At 34.5% G+C, this 21,393-nt stretch carries 20 protein-coding genes; 11 read left to right on the forward strand and 9 right to left on the reverse strand.

Going from position 1 to position 21,393, the window contains the following annotated elements:
• The first annotated feature begins 56 nt into the window (after nucleotides 1–56).
• From AB1K81_RS00560 to AB1K81_RS00580, 5 genes are all read left to right on the forward strand, one after another.
• Nucleotides 57–581: an RNA polymerase sigma factor gene (locus tag AB1K81_RS00560; RefSeq protein WP_412974704.1), complete on the forward strand. Its 525-nt coding sequence runs from the start codon at nucleotides 57–59 to the stop codon at nucleotides 579–581.
• Complete coding sequence (locus AB1K81_RS00565; protein WP_412974705.1) at nucleotides 574–1,944, forward strand: DUF4179 domain-containing protein; 1,371 nt, start codon at nucleotides 574–576, stop codon at nucleotides 1,942–1,944. The genes AB1K81_RS00560 and AB1K81_RS00565 overlap by 8 nt, the downstream gene beginning before the upstream one ends.
• Before the next feature lie 86 nt (nucleotides 1,945–2,030).
• The gene (locus AB1K81_RS00570) at nucleotides 2,031–2,510 is read left to right on the forward strand and encodes an immunoglobulin-like domain-containing protein (protein WP_412974706.1); all 480 of its coding nucleotides are present in this window, start codon (nucleotides 2,031–2,033) and stop codon (nucleotides 2,508–2,510) included.
• A gap of 61 nt (nucleotides 2,511–2,571) precedes the next feature.
• A complete protein-coding gene (locus AB1K81_RS00575) occupies nucleotides 2,572–4,302 on the forward strand; it encodes an ABC transporter ATP-binding protein (RefSeq protein ID WP_412974707.1) in 1,731 nt (576 codons plus the stop codon).
• A 33-nt stretch (nucleotides 4,303–4,335) separates the two neighbouring features.
• Complete coding sequence (locus AB1K81_RS00580; protein WP_412974708.1) at nucleotides 4,336–5,088, forward strand: immunoglobulin-like domain-containing protein; 753 nt, start codon at nucleotides 4,336–4,338, stop codon at nucleotides 5,086–5,088.
• A 55-nt stretch (nucleotides 5,089–5,143) separates the two neighbouring features.
• Here the strand turns inward: AB1K81_RS00580 and AB1K81_RS00585 are convergent, their stop codons facing one another.
• Nucleotides 5,144–6,160 carry a TIGR00341 family protein gene (locus tag AB1K81_RS00585; RefSeq protein WP_412974709.1) on the reverse strand — a complete coding sequence of 339 codons (1,017 nt, stop codon included), beginning with the start codon at nucleotides 6,158–6,160 and terminating at the stop codon, nucleotides 5,144–5,146.
• A 187-nt stretch (nucleotides 6,161–6,347) separates the two neighbouring features.
• On the opposite strand from AB1K81_RS00585, the gene AB1K81_RS00590 reads away from it, so the two are divergent.
• Nucleotides 6,348–6,833, forward strand: a complete 486-nt coding sequence (locus tag AB1K81_RS00590) for a hypothetical protein (RefSeq protein WP_412974710.1) — start codon at nucleotides 6,348–6,350, stop codon at nucleotides 6,831–6,833.
• Between the two features lie 84 nt (nucleotides 6,834–6,917).
• The gene (gene paiA, locus AB1K81_RS00595) at nucleotides 6,918–7,436 is read left to right on the forward strand and encodes a spermidine/spermine N(1)-acetyltransferase (protein WP_412974711.1); all 519 of its coding nucleotides are present in this window, start codon (nucleotides 6,918–6,920) and stop codon (nucleotides 7,434–7,436) included.
• A 337-nt stretch (nucleotides 7,437–7,773) separates the two neighbouring features.
• Here the strand turns inward: paiA and AB1K81_RS00600 are convergent, their stop codons facing one another.
• The gene (locus AB1K81_RS00600; protein WP_412974712.1) at nucleotides 7,774–7,992 is read right to left on the reverse strand and encodes a hypothetical protein; all 219 of its coding nucleotides are present in this window, start codon (nucleotides 7,990–7,992) and stop codon (nucleotides 7,774–7,776) included.
• 218 nt (nucleotides 7,993–8,210) lie between these two features.
• Nucleotides 8,211–8,831 (reverse strand): DUF3298 and DUF4163 domain-containing protein, encoded by a 621-nt coding sequence (locus tag AB1K81_RS00605; protein ID WP_412974713.1) that lies wholly within the window; start codon nucleotides 8,829–8,831, stop codon nucleotides 8,211–8,213.
• A 127-nt stretch (nucleotides 8,832–8,958) separates the two neighbouring features.
• Here AB1K81_RS00605 and AB1K81_RS00610 point away from each other — a divergent pair, with 127 nt between their 5' ends.
• Nucleotides 8,959–9,792 carry an SPL family radical SAM protein gene (locus AB1K81_RS00610; protein WP_412974714.1) on the forward strand — a complete coding sequence of 278 codons (834 nt, stop codon included), beginning with the start codon at nucleotides 8,959–8,961 and terminating at the stop codon, nucleotides 9,790–9,792.
• A gap of 153 nt (nucleotides 9,793–9,945) precedes the next feature.
• Nucleotides 9,946–11,217 (forward strand): mechanosensitive ion channel family protein, encoded by a 1,272-nt coding sequence (locus AB1K81_RS00615; RefSeq protein WP_412974715.1) that lies wholly within the window; start codon nucleotides 9,946–9,948, stop codon nucleotides 11,215–11,217.
• A 60-nt stretch (nucleotides 11,218–11,277) separates the two neighbouring features.
• Here the strand turns inward: AB1K81_RS00615 and AB1K81_RS00620 are convergent, their stop codons facing one another.
• On the reverse strand, nucleotides 11,278–11,979 hold the full coding sequence (locus AB1K81_RS00620; protein ID WP_412974716.1) for a CPBP family intramembrane glutamic endopeptidase: 702 nt from the start codon (nucleotides 11,977–11,979) through the stop codon (nucleotides 11,278–11,280).
• Nucleotides 11,980–12,066: 87 nt separating this feature from the next.
• Between AB1K81_RS00620 and AB1K81_RS00625 the strand changes: the two genes are divergently transcribed.
• Together AB1K81_RS00625 and AB1K81_RS00630 are read left to right on the forward strand one after the other, a co-directional pair.
• Entirely contained in the window at nucleotides 12,067–12,822 is a 756-nt protein-coding gene (locus AB1K81_RS00625; protein ID WP_412974717.1) for a MerR family transcriptional regulator, read from the forward strand.
• A 108-nt stretch (nucleotides 12,823–12,930) separates the two neighbouring features.
• Nucleotides 12,931–13,575, forward strand: coding sequence for a YczE/YyaS/YitT family protein (locus AB1K81_RS00630; RefSeq protein ID WP_412974718.1), 645 nt, complete (start codon nucleotides 12,931–12,933; stop codon nucleotides 13,573–13,575).
• Between the two features lie 17 nt (nucleotides 13,576–13,592).
• Here the strand turns inward: AB1K81_RS00630 and AB1K81_RS00635 are convergent, their stop codons facing one another.
• The 5 genes from AB1K81_RS00635 to AB1K81_RS00655 form a co-directional block, all read right to left on the reverse strand.
• Nucleotides 13,593–16,349, reverse strand: coding sequence for an EAL domain-containing protein (locus AB1K81_RS00635; protein WP_412974719.1), 2,757 nt, complete (start codon nucleotides 16,347–16,349; stop codon nucleotides 13,593–13,595).
• 173 nt (nucleotides 16,350–16,522) lie between these two features.
• Nucleotides 16,523–18,139, reverse strand: coding sequence for a hypothetical protein (locus tag AB1K81_RS00640; protein WP_412974720.1), 1,617 nt, complete (start codon nucleotides 18,137–18,139; stop codon nucleotides 16,523–16,525).
• Nucleotides 18,132–18,923 carry an ABC transporter ATP-binding protein gene (locus AB1K81_RS00645; RefSeq protein ID WP_412974721.1) on the reverse strand — a complete coding sequence of 264 codons (792 nt, stop codon included), beginning with the start codon at nucleotides 18,921–18,923 and terminating at the stop codon, nucleotides 18,132–18,134. The genes AB1K81_RS00640 and AB1K81_RS00645 overlap by 8 nt, the downstream gene beginning before the upstream one ends.
• A gap of 112 nt (nucleotides 18,924–19,035) precedes the next feature.
• Nucleotides 19,036–19,878, reverse strand: coding sequence for an aldo/keto reductase (locus AB1K81_RS00650; RefSeq protein ID WP_412974722.1), 843 nt, complete (start codon nucleotides 19,876–19,878; stop codon nucleotides 19,036–19,038).
• 201 nt (nucleotides 19,879–20,079) lie between these two features.
• Nucleotides 20,080–21,327: a hypothetical protein gene (locus AB1K81_RS00655; protein ID WP_412974723.1), complete on the reverse strand. Its 1,248-nt coding sequence runs from the start codon at nucleotides 21,325–21,327 to the stop codon at nucleotides 20,080–20,082.
• Between the last annotated feature and the right edge of the window lie 66 nt (nucleotides 21,328–21,393).

The raw sequence follows: 21,393 nt of genomic DNA on the forward strand, positions 1-21,393 counted from the left end.
AATAGGTGCAACGTTTTATCCCCACTCAACCGTCAAGTATAGGAAAGGAGGACAAAATGTATACCGTACATGATGTAAAAAAAGCCGTAAAAGGAAATAAAAAAGCATTTGAAAAAATCATTCAAACAGAAAAAAACAGGCTTTATCGGATTGCTTTTCTATACGTGAAAAACGAAAATGATGCTGTTGATATTGTACAGGATACGACGTTCAAAGCATTAATTTCTATAGGGAGTATAAGAGATATAAATCAAATATCTGCTTGGTTAAAGCGAATAACCATAAATTGTGCTATCGACTTTCTAAGACGGGAAAAGAAAATCATCCCTATTGAATACGGAGATGTAAGGATAACAGAGGAACGCAAAGTTCATTCTGACGAAAAACTAGATTTATACCAACTATTAGACTACTTAAATGAAAGAGATAAATCAGTGATTATTCTAAAATACTATGAGGATCTAACTAATAGAGAAATTGCTGAAATTCTAGACTGTCCTGAAGGTACGATAAAATCATCTTTACATCGGTCTCTCAAAGTACTTAAAGGTAAGATAGAGGAGGACTATATGAATGGGTAATGAAATACATAACTTTAAAGAAAAAGTTAATGCGATTCCAATTCCTGAAGAAAAGATGAATGCCGCAATTTCTAATACTATTTCTTCTAATAATAGGAGTCCTAAAAAATTTACTTATATACTGGCTGTGGCTGCCAGCTTAATGGTCATTCTGTTCGGTTCCGCATTTGTTTCCCCTGCCATGGCAAAGCTTTTGAGTCAGGTTCCATTATTTGGAGGCGTGCTATCCTATTTTGATATTGGACTGGAAGAAGTATCGAATAAGGGACTAGTTACCAAAGTAGGGGAAACATTTGTAGATCAAGATATTCCGGTATCCATTACGGAGGTATACTATGATAATTTTCGATTAGTCATTGGATACTCCATACCAATTACAGAAAAGATTGCTGATTATGAGGCTTTGGGGACTGAGATGAAATTATTAATCGATAACAAAACTGTAACTAGTATGCACGCACAAAGTACGGTGAAAGAAAATGTGGTGTTAGGGACGATTGAAACGAATGTCAGACTGCCAGATAGTTTTACTTTAGATATCAACTTCAGTGAGGTATTCAATAAAAAAGGTAACTGGAGTTTCCGATTACCTGTAACTAAGAATACACAAGCATTAGTCTATGAAGTAAACAAGAAAAAGGAAGTAGATGAATATAAATTTGAGGTATTTGATATTCAGTTAACACCTAGTGGAACGAAAATCCATCTTGAACTGGATACACCAATAGGTGAAGATAAAGTATATGATTTCCTTGTGTATAAGCATAATGGAGAGGTATTAGAATTCATAGAAGAAAGTAAAAAAAATATACCATTAGTCAAATTTGATAAAGAAGTAGTGAAAACGAATGCAGTATATGAGCCTACAGAGGAAAAACGGTTAATAATTGTTCCTGTATTACAAGATAACGGTAATGTAATCGAGATGGAAGAATTAGCGATTGAGGTAGATTTAAGTACTTTCAAAGGGAAGGAAGTTACTAACGAATCAACAGATTATGGGCTAATAGAAGATAAGGTTGACCTAGAGACCTTCTTACGTAATTATATGGTAGAGGAAGTCGGGAATGAATTAGGTATTGAGCTTGGAGAATATACTAAAGCAGATTTATCGGTTTTAAGTCCCCATTTCGCTAGTGATTTTCAAAAAGAGGAGAAGATAAATCAAAAGAATGTCGTGAAGCCGACAGCTCTTGTAGAAGAAAGAACAGATTCAAATGCATATTTAATTTATAAATCAGAAGATGGAATAAATCATGTCTTCAAGGCAAAGAAACTATCCGGAGAATGGGAAATCGTGGATTCGTTTACTACCAAAGGACAAACTATCCTTGAGGTAGAAAACATATACGAAAATCAATAATGATACTTATTAAGCAGTTAAATGGGATGCTGAATGAGAATCTTTGGTAAAATAAAGCATAGACCATTATTGGGAGGAAGTATGAGATGTATAAAGTTTTAGTCTCTCTTATAGTTGTAGGCTTGTTACTTGTTGCATGTTCTGATCCTCTTCCTACCACATTAGAAATCGAATCAGAATATGGTGAGTTGAAAAATACCTTTCAGAAAGAACAAACTTCCTTTGAGATTACCACGGATAAAAATATGTATATTTTACCCGTAGAGAAAATTAAATTACATATTACGAATAATGGCACTACTGATATAGGATATGGGGGAGCTCTGTATCTGGAAAAGTTGGAGGATGGTATATGGTATGAGGTTCCCTACCAAGACAATTTTACTTTTACGGATGAAGGATTAGGACTTGAACCAAAGGCGACCTATGAAGAGGAGCTGCCACTAGACTTTATAAACTATCAACTATCTTTGGGTACATATCGAATTATAAAGAAATTTTGGCATGATGGAGAAGAAGTAGTTCTAGGTAGTGAATTTATGCTAGTCGAAATGGTCCTTGAGTAGTGTGAGGATGAAAGAACCAATTTAAAATAGGTAAAATAAGAAAAAATAGGAGCTATAAAAAATGAAAAAACAGAATGGATTAAAACCATTTCTTTCCCTTATCAAATCAACTAACATCCCAAAACTAGCATTAACAATAGGATTAATCGGAAGTGTTATTACTACCCTAATCGGACTTACAATACCGATTCTAACTGGTCAGCTAGTAGATGGATTTTCATTAGAATCCTTGAGTGTGGGAATTATTATCGCGATTGTAGTTGTATTTATATTACAAGCTGTTGTAGATGGAGTCTCTACCTATTTATTAGCAGCTGTTGGACAGAAGATTGTAGCCAAGTTACGTGAACTTATGTGGAAGAAGTTGATTCGTCTTCCAGTTCGATATTTTGACAAACAGGCTAGTGGAGAATCAGTCAGTCGAGTTGTAAATGACACTGGGATTGTAAAGGATTTAATTTCCCAGCATTTCCCGCAATTTATTGGTGGGATCATTTCAATTATTGGTGCTGTAACGATATTACTTATTATGGATTGGAAAATGACGCTGATGATGCTAATAGCGGTTCCGGTCACTGCGGTTGTTATGATTCCATTAGGATCTAAGATGGCAAAGGTTTCAAAAGGGCTTCAAGATGAAACGGCTACATATTCCGGAATGATTCAACATACGATTAGTGAAATTCGTTTAATGAAAGCATCTACTGCGGAATCAGTGGAGAAACAAAAGGGTATTTCTGGTATCGGTAAGTTACTACAATTTGGCTTAAAAGAAGCACGAATTTTTGCTTTGATCGGTCCATTGATGTACACCGTGATGATGTTAGTTATTGTAGTGATTATTGGATACGGTGGGATTAGAGTAGCGGAAGGGTTGATGTCAACAGGAGAGTTAGTTGCATTTTTACTGTATTTATTTCAAATTATCTTCCCTATTACTTCTTTTGCGATGTTTTTCACCCAGTTACAGAAGGCAAAAGGGGCAACAGAGCGAATTATATCCATTCTTGATTTAGACGATGAAGAAGGACAAGACGGAATGGATATGGATATAGCGAATAAACCAATAGCTGTGTCCAATATTTCATTTGCTTATGAGGAAGGAGAATCGGTCCTTGATAGTGTTTCGTTTAACGCTAATCCAGGTGAAATGATTGCTTTTGCAGGTCCAAGTGGTGGTGGAAAGTCTACCATGTTTGCCTTATTGGAAAGGTACTATGAACCTACCTCTGGAGAAATAAAAGTTGGTGAAATACCAATCCATCAATTATCCCTAGCATCATGGCGTAGTCAGATTGGTTATGTATCTCAAGAAAATGCTATGATGGCTGGAACAATTCGAGAAAATTTAACCTATGGTTTAGATGATGCAGACAGTATACCGGATGATCGATTATGGGAAGTGGCAAAGATGGCTTATGCAGACGGGTTTATTAAAGAATTTAGTAAAGGGTTAGATACCGAAGTAGGTGAACGTGGAGTGAAGCTTTCTGGTGGTCAAAGACAACGAATTAATATAGCAAGAGCCTTTTTAAGGAACCCAAAAATTTTAATGATGGACGAAGCAACAGCTAGTTTGGATAGTCAATCAGAGGGGATTGTTCAAGATGCTTTGACAAGATTAATGGAAGGACGTACTACCTTTGTCATTGCCCATCGCTTATCCACCATTGTTGATGCAGATAAAATAATTTTTATTGAAAAAGGGAAAGTGACCGGAATTGGTACTCACCAGAAATTAGTTGATACACATCCATTATATAGAGAATTTGCTGAACAGCAATTAACATAAGACGACAGAACCTTAGAATATAGGGGGGAATTTATGAAAAGAGTTATCTTGACTGGTCTGTTTTTCGTCCTTTGCTTAGCCGGGTGTCAACAAAGTAGTTTTCTAATTGAAGAAGATATTACAGAGATTGAAGTAGTCAATTGGGAGACTGAAGTATTGGAAATGACTATAACGGATCAAGATTTTATTCAAAAGCTGACGGAAGAATTGTCCAACGCAGATAGCGTGTCAACCGCTAAAATGGACTTTATAGGGAGAGATTACAAGTTATTTCTAAAGAGCGGGGAAGAAGTAGTTTATCAGTTAGGTTATAATAAAGAGCCTATGAATATGGGAGTCCAAGGGCGGTACTGGGATTATGGAGAAGAGCTATTATATGACGTCCTATTAAGGTTACCATTAGGATCAGAATACGGAGAGTTGTCCAATTTATATCAGGACGACAAAACATCAATTGAGATAACTACTGACACTGGGGAGTACCTATTATCGACAACAGAAGAAATAATTCTATCTTTAGAGAACAATGGTACAACGGATATCAATTTTGGAACCTATCATTATTTAGAAAAATTTGTCGGTAACAGATGGCAGCCAATTCCTTATAAGGATGATATAGCGTTTCCAGATATAGGATTAGTATTACATCAAGGTGGAGTTGAGGAACAAGAGTTGTCAATCGATTCTATAGATGAAAAACTCACAGCAGGTACCTACAGAATCGTGAAAGCTTTTTATCAAAATGGAGAGGAAAATATATTGGCAGCCGAGTTTAAACTGAAATAAGTTTGTTCCCAAGCACCCAGAGCCAACAAATAACGGGTGCTTATTTTTTATAATCTTAAACTAAATCAAGCTTTTTACTAAACAGAATGACGAATATCAACATGATAATTACTAAACTAACAAATAATATCGATTTTTTTCGTGATGTTCTCGCTTTTTCCACTTCACTCCACTTCACTGGACGAATTCCACTTAGAGAAAAAACGATAATTCCGGCCAATATAACAGATGTAATGTTTCCTATTAATAATAACATCGAACCGAAAGCCTCTTTCCACATTGCTGAGCCAATAGACATTCCTATCACAACATTAGGTGGTATAAGGGCAACCGCGACCATGACGCCCACTAAAGATCCTGGTAATCGGTTCAAAATCGATAGTGCACCGGCAATTCCAGTAACAAAAGCTAATACGATATCGATTAAATTGACATGAGTCCGAGAAGCAAATTCACTGCTTTCAATTGGTACTGGAAAAAAGAATGTAAACCCAATTGATATGGCAATTACAATAGCAACCGCATAGGAAAGTGTTAAAGACGAACTTCTTAGTAATGTGAAATCGCCAAGGATAGATGAGAAAGCAATAGAAATAACAGGACCAAGCATTGGGGCAATAACCATCGCACCAATTATTACAGCAGGGCTATTTTGGATAAATCCTATTGTGACGACAATGGATGCGATAATAATCATTAACGTATAGTTAAGTGTAATATGGCTGGATTTCTTTATCGTTCCTAATAATTCCTGTCTACTGATTCGCTGTATCTCACTTGCACTTTCTTCTGTTTCTTTTTCTCTCTGCTGTTTTTCTTCTTCTGTTAATTGTTTGATATAAGTATGTACGGGAAAAAGAAGCACTTCAAAACTATCAATGATTTGTGCTTGATTTTCTAGGAAGTTTAATATTTCCTCAGTGTCATTTGTCCTGACAAGTACGCGGATAAGAGCTTGATCCACTGTTACTAATGATGTCCAATAGGAAACATACGGAAATTCTTTCAAGGACGTATCTATTTGATGAAAGTATTTTTCTGGTACATAGACCTCGATTAGTTGTAATTCCATCGTTTCTTCACCTGAATTTTTTAACTTGTTAACATTATCCTTTCCATAAAAAGCTTCTTATAAAAATCTTAATAAGTTAATATTTCGGTAAAAAAATTCTGAATCTTATGTTATTATTATGGTGTACATATAGTGAGTAGGACAATAGGGATAGCTGGATATAAGTAATATTTGAAAGGATGTTTTTATGAAAAAGGTTATAATTATTTTTATTTCGGTAGGGATTATTATTTTATTAGGTGTTGTATTTATACCTGGTTTATTGGACGAATATCAGTCTAGAAGTGCTGTGAAAAATGTTTTAGACAATGTAATTGACGAAGATTATGAGAATGCTTTCGATAGTGTTTACTATTATGATGTAGCATCAGATTTAGAGCCAATTATTTCGTATGAAGATGCAAGGAAACAGTGGATTGAGAGGATTAAAGATTTAAAGCAAGATGGTATTTACCTTGTAGAATACAGTGACCTACGTGTGAAACTAGATGATACGTATCCAACTGGTACGGTTGATTTAGTTATCATGGAAAATGGAGAACAGATAATAAAAGATAATGTGCGCCTGTGGTTTGGTCAAAGGGATGATAAGTGGAAGTTAGGAAATCTGGATTACCGTTTTGACGAAGTGGAAGAAGGCTGGGAAGTGGCTTTAAGTGGAAATTTTAATTGAATAGGAAATAATTTTATACTTGTTATTGGAATTACATGGATCCCAACAAGTATTTTAAAGGAGTTGCAGGAGAGTGAATAAAAAGTGGCGATTACGATAAAAAGGTGTACCCTTGAAGACTTAATCGAACTTCAAGAAATTAGTTACGTAACCTTTGATCAGACCTTTAAAAACCAAAATTCACCAGAAAATATGTATACCTATTTGGAAAAGGCGTTTAACATAAAACAATTAGAAAAAGAGTTAACCACTATTTCCTCACAGTTTTATTTTATTTATTTTCAAAGTAAACTAGCTGGATATTTAAAGGTCAATATCAATGAGGCTCAATCGGAAGATATGGGTGATGAATCACTTGAAGTAGAGAGGATATATATAAAGAGTCATTATCAAAAACACGGACTAGGGAAAAAGTTATTAAATAAGGCAATGGAAATTGCTTTGGAACTTAATAAAGATAAAATCTGGCTTGGTGTTTGGGAAAAGAATGAGAATGCGATTGAATTTTATAGAAAAATGGGGTTTGTTCAAACGGGATCTCACTCTTTTTATATGGGTGATGAAGAACAAGTGGATATAATTATGACCAAAACTCTTATATAATGTCGTAAAGAATTGTAGGTGTAGTAACAATGGGGTATATTACATTATCACCATTGAGGACGTTTTGGAAACCTTGAGAGATTAATCTATGCAAAAAATAATTGCAGACAGTATGAGGAAAGAGTTCATGTTTTATAACTTCTTGACCAATCTATCCTTTTTAATTGCGTTATAATTAAAATGAGAATAAGAAGGAGAGATTGGATGGGAAAATATAGATAAAATAAGTCAGAGAAAAAAGCACCCTTCTACAGTCGTAAGTGTTTATATACGACTGTAGAAGGGTGCTTTTTAATATCTTAATAGCGCTAGATGTTTAACATAACGGGTTTTTGGGTTATACCAAGATTAAAGGTATATCATAACAAGGAAATGTTGAATGGTTATAGATTTTCCGTATCAATTCTAGGATATGCTTAATTCTAGGATATGCTTGTTCAATAGTTGATTCAAGAACATTACTGTTTTGTCGTTCTTCTTTGGAGATATCATCAGCATCCACTGAACGTTCTCGTCGGCTAGAAGATTGAATTCGTTCCTCAGGGTTCTTTTTCACTATGAAACACCTCCTAGTAATAATATGTCCATAAAATAAAAAACCAACACTCCCCTTGAAGAATGTTGGCATGACAATTTATTCATTTCAATGCTGCTTGTTATGGAAACAGTAAGTCTTCTTTACAGCAGGAAACAATTTATAGTGGTATATGAACAAGTAGGGGTAACATAAAAGGTGTCTACAGCAGTGAAAAATAATTAATAACCTTTAACATATTAGTTATTTTCTACCATTTTTCCTAAAGGTCCATCCTCTCTAATTATATCTTGTATCTCATAGACAGAAATAGGGAACATTGGAAAACCAAATACGTATGGTGTTATATCATATAATTGGAAATAGATTACTAGTGTTTTATCAGCAATATAGAAGTCTTGGTTCGGGCTAATTAATGTAAAATCTTCAATAAGCTGGATATTACGTGCCTTGATTTGTTCTTTTATGATGGTGGATAGCCTTTCGATATAATTACTATCTGGTTTAAAAAGATCCTTTAATTCATATCTTTTACCGGTCTTTATATCAAATGTTAAAGCTCTTTTATAAGTCATCCCGTGAGCCGCTTTATCATGATACGTATAATTGGTGAGGGTAAGGCTTAGTACATCACGTTGATTATTCTTGATCTCATACGTTCCAAGCATTTCTGCCACAGTTGAAGGAGTCTCATCAACTTGTTGGTCAATTAAGCCCTGGGTTTCTTTAATGATAGTTTGATTGATATAGTTTTGTATCAAGTAATTATTCATCAGAATTACTTGTGGATAATAGACAATTTTATCTGGCCCAGCACTAACTTGATGAGTCCTAATTTGAACAGGGAAGGAATTAGGCAAATATCTCACTCCTTTTTTGATTATCTTATTCTTTAAAGAAGGAGATGTGAGTAGGAAAGGAAATACTGTAATAAGGTATTTTCTCGTAGTATAATATGACAATGATAAATATGGGAGAGGTTCTAATATGAACATTCAGTTAAAAGAAGTACTTTCCAAGAAAATATTGACCGAAGCTAAAGGATATCTAGATGTTGGATTTACTCATTCGTTAAATCCTTATAGTGGTTGTGGCTTTTCTTGCCTGTATTGTTACGTTAGAGAAATGCCTCTCCAACGATTTAAAGATATCCCATGGGGAGAATGGGTAGATATTAAAACAAATGCTAGAGAAAATTATCGAAATGAGATACAGAAGCTACGTAAGAAGGGTACTCCAGTTAATATTTTTATGTCCTCTGCAACAGATCCTTATCAACCGATTGAGCGACAAGCTAACATAACGAGAGGAATATTGGAAGAAATGATTGAAAATCCACCAGATTTTGTACAAGTCCAAACTCGGGGTCCTTTAATCGAAAGAGATATCGATTTAATAGAGCAACTAAAAGAAACGTGTAACGTTCTTGTATCCATGACGATTGAAACGGATAGAGAAGATATGAAGCGGATTTTTGCTCCATATGCTCCTGGGATTAAATTACGACTAAAGGTATTGAAAAAATTACATGATGCAGGGATACCAACTCAAGCATCCATTTCTCCGGTATTACCATTTACTCCTGACTTTGCTAGTGCATTGGAAGGGATAGTAGATCATATTTGGATTGATACGTTAAGCATAGGTGATGGAGCAATGGGTAGGCGTTCAACTAGGTTAGGGATGCCAGCATTGTTCGAGAAACATGATTTGTCTAAGTGGTATCGTAAAGATATTCATGTAGCGGTAGAAAAGTATTTTAAGAAGTATTTTCCTGAAGAAATGATTAGGGTTTCTAAAGATGAGGCTTTTCCAAGGTAACTCATATCTCCTTTATATAATAGGATAAACTTTCTTTGGCTAGGCAAAATAATTTTATCTTTGTTATGATAAAGATACTGCCTTAAAAGGAAATTGTATCGGCAGTTTTACTTATTGTTTTATTATGAACGATTCATATAATGGAGGAGAAACATGGAGTTTATTACGAATTGGGTTGGTGGATTAGAACTAAATGCAACTACAGCAAAATACCTAGAAACCAGTCTTAATATTCTTTTCATAGCATTCATTTGTGTTATTGCAAATTTTATAACGAAGAAAATTGTTGTTAATATTATTTCACGTGTTATTAAAAACAATAAATATGAATGGGATAATGTATTTCTTGAACGGAAAGTGTTTCATAGATTGTCACATATTGTTCCAGCAATTATTATTTACAATTTTGCTAACATATTCGAAGGTTATCAAAACATAATAGAAAAAGCTTCCACTACGTACATTATCATGATTATGTTATTGGTGATAAATGGTACGCTACATGCCATTAATGATATTTACCGAACCTTTGAAATATCTAAAACACGACCGATCAAGGGATTCATTCAAGTAGCCAATATTATTTTCTTTACGATAGGGGCCATCCTAATTATTGCGAATTTAATTGGGGAAAGTCCACTTGTGTTACTCGGTGGAATTGGGGCATTGTCAGCGGTTATTATGTTAGTCTTCCAAGACTCTATTTTAGGTTTTGTTGCTGGGGTGCAGCTCTCGGCCAATGACATGGTACGAGTTGGTGATTGGATCGAAATGCCGAAATATGGAGCAGATGGTGATGTTATTGATATCACGTTAAATACCGTTAAAGTTCAAAATTGGGATAAGACTATTTCTATGATTCCTGCCTATTCCTTAGTATCCGATTCCTTTAAAAACTGGCGTGGAATGCAGGATGCGGGTGGAAGAAGGATTAAACGTTCCTTATTTATTGATACAACGAGTATCGGCTTTTGTACGCCGGAGATGATAGAACGTTTAAAACAGATTCATATTCTAACGGAGTATATTACAAAGAGGGAAGAGGAAATAAAAGAATACAATTTAATGCACAAGATAAGTAGAGAAAATCCGGTGAATGGAAGAGCAATGACAAACATCGGTGTATTCCGTGCGTATATCGATAACTATTTAAGACGTCATCCAAATATTCATAAGGACATGACATTAATGGTAAGACAATTAGATCCGACGGAAAATGGGGTGCCACTTGAAATATACACATTCACGAATACAATAGAATGGGCGGTTTATGAATCAATCCAATCGGATATATTTGATCATCTATTTGCCGTCGCCCCAGAGTTTGGACTACGTTTATTCCAAAATCCAACAGGTAATGATTTTAGATACTTTAGAGACACCAAAAGTGAAAAAGTGCAGGTTCGAGAATCTGGACAAGAATAGATAAAAGAGGGCAGTAACTCAAGGAACATTGTATCCTTGAGTTACTGCCCTTAAAATATTCTACATAATTACAGTGAGTATTACACTAAGCCCATTGAATATTCCGTGGATGATTATTGCTGGATAAACTGAGCTTGTTTTTTCATATGTCCAAGCAAAGATAAGTCCAGATAAAAAATTATATGGAAGTGAATTATATGTTGGAATATGTACCAATGTGAAAATGAAGGAACTGACCAACAGTCCTGTTACTAACCCAAATTTTACTCGGAACCATCGATATAAAAATCCTCGATAAAATATTTCTTCATAAACAGGTGAAATAATTGCTGCGGAGACAAAAGCAATGATGATATTAATCGTCGATAATCTAGTTTGAATGCTTTCCGTTTTTTGATTATCGGTTCCAATTCCGAATAGTAGGTCGATAATAATTGCTAATACAATAGAACTTATAACTAACACAACTGCCCATAAAATGGTTTGCGACCAATACGATTTTGAAAATCTTAGCAATCCGACCTCTTTCCAAGAAAGTTTTTTAGGTCGCAACGTAACCATATACAGTCCAACTAGAAAAATGATCGACATAATGAACCCTGTCAGTGTTCCAGAGTAAAAGTCATTTTGAAATAGGTCTGTTAAATTAGTTTGTAATAAATATTCGATAAAAAAAGGCACTACTATTAATACAAGCACTAATAATACGATTAATTCTTTCCATGACCATGGCATTTGTTTGAATAATTGTTTTCTATCCATTTGGAATCCCCTTTTCATTTTTATGCTATAGTAATTGTAATTGGTGACGTTACGTAACCCGCAAGTACTATTTTTGGAGGGATTAGGATGAATTTTTATTCGACTGGAGAAGTAGCCAAAAAGTTAGACATCTCTGTAAGAACGCTAAGGTATTACGACCAAATTGGATTGTTAATTCCTAGCCAAAAGGATGAATATGGGAAGAGACTATATAGTGATTCGGACTTACTTATATTACAAAAAATCACGATTCTAAAAATGTTGAACTTATCATTACATGATATAGAAAAAATATTATCCAAAATTACGATTAAACAATTACTGCAAGCTCATAGAGAGTCGCTAGAACTGCAACTAAATGAACTAAGTGAATCAATCAAAAATACAAACACGATTATAAGTATAGTGCATTTGGAAGGTGAGATTAACTGGGAGCAGCTAATTCCATTAATACAAGAAGCGAAAAACAGGGAAAAAGCAAATCCCAATTGGAGCAAGTATTTTGAGGAACAAGAAGAGGATACGTTAAAAGCAACACTTCCAAAAATGGAGGAGGGTGGACCAGAAATAAAGAAATGGATTAATGTAACTAGAAGATTGGATCTTTGTATGCAAAAAGGTGTCCTACCTGAATCTGAAGAAGCACAAATTATTGCCGAAGATGTGCTAATATTATCAGATGAATTATTTCGAGGGGACAAGGAATTGGCTAATAAATTTTACGAAATACGCAAATCAGAAGAAAAGTCTAAGGATATTAACTTATATCCAGTTAAAGGAGAGCTCTTGGAATTTCTAGAAAAAGCAATTGAAATATATGAAAAAAATAAGGTTTTGGTTTGAATGACTATTCCTCAAATTAATAAAAACCGCGTATCTTTTTTTTCAGTACAGATATCTTTCTTTATTACCTAAATCATATTATGATGGAGAACAGAAAGAAGGGGAAACATGATACGTGTTATACGTTGGCTTTTTTATATGTTAGGGTTAATTATTTTCAGTTATGGAATCACAATAGCGCTAAAAATGCAGTATTTAGGTGTTCATCCATGGGATGTGTTAAATGTTGCTCTGTATGATAAGTTTGGTTTGTCGATAGGTTCTTGGGCAATTATTATTTCGGTATTATTAATTGTTGTTTCGTTAATGTTAGATAAAAGCTATGTGAAAATAGGGACCTTTTTAAATGGAGTTCTTGTCGGAGTATTCGTGGATATATTTCTTTGGATTGATTTTCTCCCACATGCAACTCACACATGGACAGATTATTTAATCATGCTAGTCGCAATTATTACGATGGGCTTTGGTGGAGGATTATACAATTCTGCTGATATCGGTGCAGGACCAAGAGATGGTTTTATGCTATCTATCGCAGATAAATTAGGTAAATCTATTGGAACCATCCGTATTGTTGTGGAGACGCTAGTGTTAGTGATTGGCTTTCTGTTAGGTGGTCCAGTGTTTATCTTTACTTTTATTTTTACGTTCGTCCAAAGTCCTGTTTTTGCTTTTACTTTAAGGAAATTTAAAGAAGTAATTTTGGTTATTGAACGGAAATACCAGGAAAAACAGTTAACGAAATCTAGTGCATAAATAAGGGGCGGGTAATTTTATACCTGCCCCAACTTTAATAAATCCTCTGGTGGCATGGGGCGGGCGAAATAGTAGCCTTGCCCAATCGTATTATATTCCTTCAGTACTTCATATTCTTCTTTTGTTTCTATACCTTCAATGACAATTTGTGCATCGTTTGACTTAATGATAGCATCTAGTATTTTCATTTTTTGCTCATTATGAATATCTACCAGTGATTTATCGATTTTAAGTATGTCAAATTCTAACTTTGTCATGAGATGTAGGTTAGAATAGCCCGCACCAAAATCATCAATCGCTATTTTTATTCCTAACGATTTTAATTCTTGTGTAATCTTTACGGTATCTTCAAAGTCCATCATGATACTTTCTGTAATTTCTAGCATTAAACAGGCTGGATTAATTTTTTGTTCATCCGTTATTTGTGCTACTCGTTTGGTAAAGTTAGGATCAATAAATTGTCTTACGGATACATTGACAGAAATAGGAACGTTAAGCTTTTCGTGATGTTTCCAGAAATTAATTCTGCGACACGCTTCACGAATAGCCCACTCTCCAATAGGAACGATTAACCCTGTTTTTTCCGCAATAGGTATAAATTCGCTTGGTTCAACATTTCCATACGGAGAATTCCACCGAAGTAAACCTTCTAATCCAGCAAGTTTATCTGTTCGCATGTCTATTTGTGGTTGGTAATATAAGATAAACTCCTCATGATCTATTGCCTTTCTTAACGCATTCTCTAATTGTAACTTCCGTTCTAACTGTTCATTCAGAGTTTCATTGAAAAACTGGTAGTTGTTTTTCCCTTTCTCTTTGGCTAAATACATGGCTAAATCCGCTTGCTTAAGTATCGTTTCAACGTCAACAGTACATTTTCGATGGATACTAATTCCAATGGATAAGGTTACTAACATTTCATGACCGGCTATTTCGATTGGCTCATTTACTATACGCAGTATTCGTTCAGCTAATTCTACGGTTTCCTTCTTTGTAATGTTTTCTAATACAATAATAAATTCATCGCCACCGAGTCTAACAATTTTACCTTTGCCGTCTATGGTATTTGTTAATTTCCTGGAGACTTTTTGCAAATAGATGTCACCTGTTTGATGTCCTAGTAAGTCGTTTATGTCTTTAAAATTATCAAAGTCAATGGCAAGAAGTGCAAGAGATTGTTCTTCCTTCTTAGCTTTTTGGATAACTTCTGAAAGATGTTGATAAAACCATCTACGGTTTGGTAGGCCGGTTAACTGGTCTGTAAAGGCGAGTTTTTTTACTTGTGAAATAGCTTCATTTTCTCTCGTCATATCCTTAACGATTACAAATGATCCTTCCACCATACTGTTAATAATAATAGGAATATTTGTTATGTTACATGCGATTAAGCGTCCATCCTTAGCTTTAACATGTAGGTCATATTTTTGGGTTGAACCCTGCAATACTTTATTGTAGTTCTCATTCATTAGGGTGATAAAATCTGAATCAATTACTTCATACCAATATTTACCGACTAGGTCTTCTTTAGAATAGCCAAATAAATCCCATACTGGTGGATTAAAGTCTCGAATTTGTCCTGTTAAATCCAATGAAAATACTGGATTAGGATTATATTGAAATAAGGATAGAAACTGCTGTTGTTGATTGACAAGTGCACGTTTTATCTTCTTTTCTTCGGTTAATATTCGTACAATGATTTGAATAGCCGAAGTATTATCATAGGTTATGGAGAAAATGGTTGATTCTGCATCAATAATAGAACCATCTAGCGCAATTAATTTGACCTCTGAAAAATCTAGTGGATCCCCTTGTTTTAATTTTAAAAATCGATTTTTTATTTTTTCTTGATAGTCAGGATGAATAAAATCCATCACTGTTCGACCGATAAGCTCATTCTTATCTTTTGCCCGTATATTTTTTATGCAGACTTCATTAGCAAATACTATCTTTTCCCCATCTAGCACGACAATTGCCTCGGGAGAATGCTCTACTAAATCGTGATAACGTTTGTCGCTTTCTTTGAGTTGGCTTACAAGTTGTTTCTCTTTTTGAATAGCATGGTAATCTAGTCGAGCTGTAACTAAAACAGAAATCATAATCAGTAAAGAGTTTATCGTTAAAATGATTCCTAAAGTAAAGGTATCTAATCCGTTATAGTTATTAAGATCATGGGAATGGGGTATAAAATTAATAGATTTCATCCCAAAGTAGTCTAATAATAAGATTACGATTCCTAATAAGAACGTATATGCTCCAACCATAAATAAAGAACGTTCTTTCCTCATTTTCATGTTAATGGATATTTTAAGGGTTAAAAAGGCGAACCCCATAGCAAACATAATAGCTAAGAAAAAGTATATAGAGGTAAATTGAATTGTAAATGGCTCATCGGTTGCATAGACTGCACTATAGTTAAGCGAAAGTAATCCTGAAGCGATAATTAATACACTAATCAAGTGCTTCGCCTTTGAAAGCTGAAGAAAGAGGGTTAGAAATGTAGTTAAAGATGTGATTAAGGCAAAACAGTAGGCAACCATTAATAGAGTTAAGTTAAATCTCATAGGAAATGCAACATGATGGGCAATCATAGCAAGGAAATCCATAGAAAAGATACCTGTTGCCATGACCAAAATTCCTGTTATAATCCAAATTCTTCTATGCGAACGAACTCCATCAAAAATTCTCTCTACTATGAGTAAAGTAGTGTAAATGGAAAGAATGAATATGATGAATGAGAAGGTAGTTAGAACCGGACTATAAGATGCTTGCATCATGTTGAGAGACACTCCTAATATATTGAAGATTAATCCCGAATAGTATCTCCAAAATATAAGTTCTTCATGTATCGCTTACAACTTCTATCCTTACTAACAAGGTGATGGAGCTATCTTTTCATTTACACGGCTAGGAAAGAATATGGGAGCAGTAATTAACTGCCCCCATAATTTTATCTGAACATACTTTTCCAAAGAACGATCGTTAAAATTGCTAATATTATTAGGTATACATATGTTCCAAAACTTATTAACGTAATCAAGAAATGTATTAAAGCAAAACCCCCTACGATTAGCATTAATACGATTATAATACCTGCAGTTGCCCCTCCTTGCTGTGCAGAGGAGAAAGGCTCCGTAAATGGGAATTTTCCTTTATTAAATACTTTATAGGAAATGAGCACTTGCAAGATAGCTGTTAAAAGTATAATCAGTATATCTGGAACAATTCGAAATGAGAATATCCAAATATATACGACAGATAAAACGAATAAAATTGGTAAATATAGTTTTACGATAAAAGCTTTTAAAGTGGCACTATATGCATGAGACTCTTTTTGAATAGGTATCGTTTGAAAAATCCATGCCCCTTTATATTTACTTGAAAATTGAAGCATATATACTACTGTTGCGATAATAATGTTTGCCCAATAAAGGGTCAAATATGTTTTACTATCCCCTAAGTCAGAAAATTCCATGTAGCTCACATTATTATAAAGAAAGATGAATGGAAAGATTAACGCCATACCGAGAGACGGATAAACTTTTAGCTTAAAGTCTCTTTCCCGACTAATCATGATGGAGGCGAAACGATAAAAAATTCTTTCTTCCTTGTTGAAGCAAACAACTTTTTCCTTAATACTGTTAAGACTCCATTTTTTCTTTTTCCTCTTACTAGATTCCTCCATTAGTTTCTGTAGATTCTTCTCAAATGAAGGCATCATGTTGTAATAGATGAATATTGAAATGATAGGACAGATAACAGCAAGTGCTGATAAAATAATAAATTCAATTGAATAGTTTTGATTTAATAACAGTTCAAATGGAGCACCGAACCATAATGGTGGGACGATAACATGCCACCAGCTAAAATGATAAAGGGCAGTCAAGTCAACAAATTCAAACACACGAATTATAATTTGATATCCGATCACGATTCCGACAGCTAAAAAGATTTGTACATAATTTATAATGTCCTTTAATTTTTCTCCATCAAAAAATCGCAATATTAGAATATAAGCTAATGCAGTTAAGGCCATAATGAACAAATCTAGTAATATAATCTCGATAATGAATAGTAGAAAATAGAAGATCCCATGAACAAATAGCATCACGACTAACGGTACAGCAATAAATGCACCGGTTAAAAAAGATAAATAAATCCCTATATGAACAAATTTTGCAGCATTAATTGTTCTCGTATTGATTGGCTTCGTATTCAAAATTACTTTATCTCGAATGTCTAATAGAACTGAGGAATAGTCAGAAATCATAGATGTCATTAGGATGAACATGGAAATGGCAATCATGATAGTGGATTGGAGCATGTAGTTATCGCCTATAAATAGAAATGGTACAAGCATAATACCATATAGCGCATATATCCAGAGCGATTTTAAAAACTGATTCCCCTCTTTTTTCTTCATATCATTGAGTATCGTTGGCACGCGCCTACTGTCCATCATAAGTTTAATCTCTACAATTTTACGCATGACACTATAATCAATGTCCAATTTACGAAAGATAAATTGGAAGCGATCAAGCAGCTTTAATGTTCGAAAATTACTCATATTGACCAACCTCGGTAATAATGGAAACTATATTCTCTGCTGTTTCTTTATGAACATCGAAACCAGTTAATTGGTTGAAAATACCTTCTAGTGAACCTTCTTGGCTTTGTTCTTTTAATTCATCAAATGATCCATCCGCAGCGATTTCACCATTAACTAACAGTACAATACGATTACTAATTTTCTCTACGACATCCATGATGTGTGAGGAATAAAAAATCGTTTTCCCTTGATTTGCCAAAGCTTCTAGCATGTCTTTTATGACCATCACGCTGTTCGCATCTAGACCACTTAATGGTTCATCAAGGAAAATAATATCCGGGTTATGTAATAGACTTGAGATGATAAGTACCTTTTGTCGCATACCTTTGGAAAAAGATGAAATTCTAGAATGAAAGACTTCTTCCATATCAAATTGTTCAAGAAGTTTTAATGCTTTATCTTCTGCTTTTTGTCGTTCTAATCCATAAAGCTCGCCGGTGAATGTTAAATACTCAGCTGCTGTTAGGGTGTCATAGATTTCTGCATTTTCCGGAACATAGCCGATTTTTTGTTTATAAGTAAGATTGTTGGAGGCAATGTCCTCACCGAAAATTTCAACAGTACCCTTGTATCCTTCAACAAGTCCAAGGATAATTTTTAGAGTGGTACTTTTCCCAGCACCGTTTGGTCCAATGTATCCAATGATTTGACCTCGGTACACATCAAGATTGATTCCATTCAGCACGTTATTACCTGAATAACTCATCGTTAACTCATGAAGTGATAAAACTTTCTCATTCATCCCCAAAATCCTTTCTATCAATCTATTTTCTTTAACGATAACAATGTGGAGAGGGGATTGCAATAGTATAAAAAAAACTCCCTACATGACGTAGAGAGTAATAATTTTCATATTAAAATTCCTCATAAACAGCCGGATCCTGACCTTTTAAACGACCATCTGGACGTGACATGCTAGCAATTGTTTGCATATCATCTGAATCTAGTGAAAAATCAAAGATGGAGATATTTTCAAGCTGACGGACTGGAGTAGCGGATTTAGGGATTGCTACTGATCCAAGCTGATAATGCCAGCGTAAAACGATTTGTGAAACAGTTTTGTTATGTTTCGCTGCAATATTTTGAAGCGTTGGATTTTCAAATACATCATTCGCTCGAGCAAGTGGACTCCAAGATTCCGTTACAATATCATTTTCTTCATGCCACTTACGCTGATCCTCTTGGTTGAAAAATGGATGTAGTTCAATTTGATTGATAGCAGGTAGCACACCAGTTTCTTCTTGTAATTTAGTTAGATGTTCAGGCAGGAAGTTACATACTCCAATCGTACGGATCAATCCCCATTTTTTTGCATCAATTAAAGCTTGCCAAGCTTCCACATAAAGTTCTCGATTTGGGTTTGGCCAGTGGATTAAGTAAATATCATAATAGTCAAGATTAGCTCGGTAAAGGGATTCCTGGATAGTCGTCACTGCATCTTGATATGTATGATATCGTCCGGGAAGTTTTGAAGTAATAAGTAGTTGATCCCGAGGCACAGAAGTTCTACGAATCGCCTCACCAACAGTTCCTTCATTTTCATAATTATAAGCGGAATCTAGTAAACGATAGCCGTTATTGATTGCACTCTCAATAGCATGAGCACCATCATTGCCTTTTAGCTTATAAGTACCAAAACCAACAGCAGGAATACGATTACCATCATTTAGTATGATTTCTGGAATTGCGTTTGACATGTAGCATCACTCCTATGTATGAATTATAAGTATCTAAATAAAAGCTTATCATATGGTTTAGGATTTATCGATTTTGTTGCTCCCTAAACTTATAATCAAATGGAAAGAAAAAACCCACATATACAATGCTTAATTCAAACAAAAATGACCATTCCAAAAGGAAAAGCAGCTAGAAAAATGTTAGCTGCTTTATTTCTCTTATTATTCCGGTTTTAACTCCGCTATTCCAAATGCTAATCGTTCTCGAAGAATGCTAATAACATCCTTTGATTGATGATCTTCACATTCTATGATAAGTATCACTTCTGAATTTTTTCCTCTTAATAACCGTTGCTTCTTTTTAATGACCTTTTTCATAACCAAATCTATACCCAAGCCTATTATAACACCTATTCCAGCTCCAATTAATCCCCAGATTATTGGCCCCCATTCCCATGAAAATCCTTTTGCAGCCCCCATAGTTGAGAAGAGAAACGCTAATATCATCGCTTTAGATATCAAGGAAACCCCATCAGATTGATGAACGTTATCGAAGAGTTTTCTTTCTTCCTCTCGATTGTTTAACGGTATAGCAAGAATATTTTTAATGCCATGTTCTTCTAATTCAGATATAGCCGATTCGAGGTAGATTGAGTGTTCAAATGTAGCAAATATTTGCATATGATCCACCTTACCTGTTTTCTTTAGATTTAGGCGATACTGTTGATAATGCCTTTTTAAAAAACTTCGTTGCTCATCTTCAAAAAGTTTATTATTTTCAACTGTACTAACGTACGAATCATAAATAGTAAAAAAATAAAAGGTCGGCATGTATAAAAGCCATTGGGCATTTAACACAGCATTTGATCTTACCAAATCACCATTGATTAAATAGATGCCTGCCTCTAATAAATGTGAATAATATACAAATATAGCAGTCCAAAATAGTGTGAAGGCAGCTAGAATAATCCGATGAATGTAAAGCTGACCAGAGCTAGGAATGGTCATGGACCACAAGACAGCCATAATAGGATCTCGTTTATCCAGATAATTAATTTCTAGATTACCAATGGAGAATGAATTAAACTTAGCATCCTCTTTTTTAGCCAACCAATATAAATTGTTCAAATCGACTGCTGTTCGATAACTATCCCAAATTGCAAATAAGTATACAGGCAAATACATTAATATCATTCTAGTGTCTAATACTTGTTTAGCAGCTTCAAAGTCACCTGCAAATGAATAAACAATTGCTTGATTTATATTCGCCATTTGGTTAATAAAAATTTCCCAAAAAAATAAGGTAAACCCTCTAAGGTACTTATTTAGGAGAAAGTGGCCAAAACCAGGGAAGGCAACAGACCACATGGCTATCGTCCATGGGTTTCTCAGATGTATTTGGGTTGTCCCCAAAATACTAACATGTGCCTTATAACGACGTGCCTTGTTTGTATTTTGGTAGTTATCCATTTTCTTCCTCCGATTAAACATGATTACAGTTATTATTACCCATTTAGTAATTTTAACCACTTTCTC

Source organism: Ornithinibacillus jepli (assembly GCF_047228935.1).
Taxonomy (GTDB): Bacteria; Bacillota; Bacilli; order Bacillales; family Amphibacillaceae; genus Ornithinibacillus.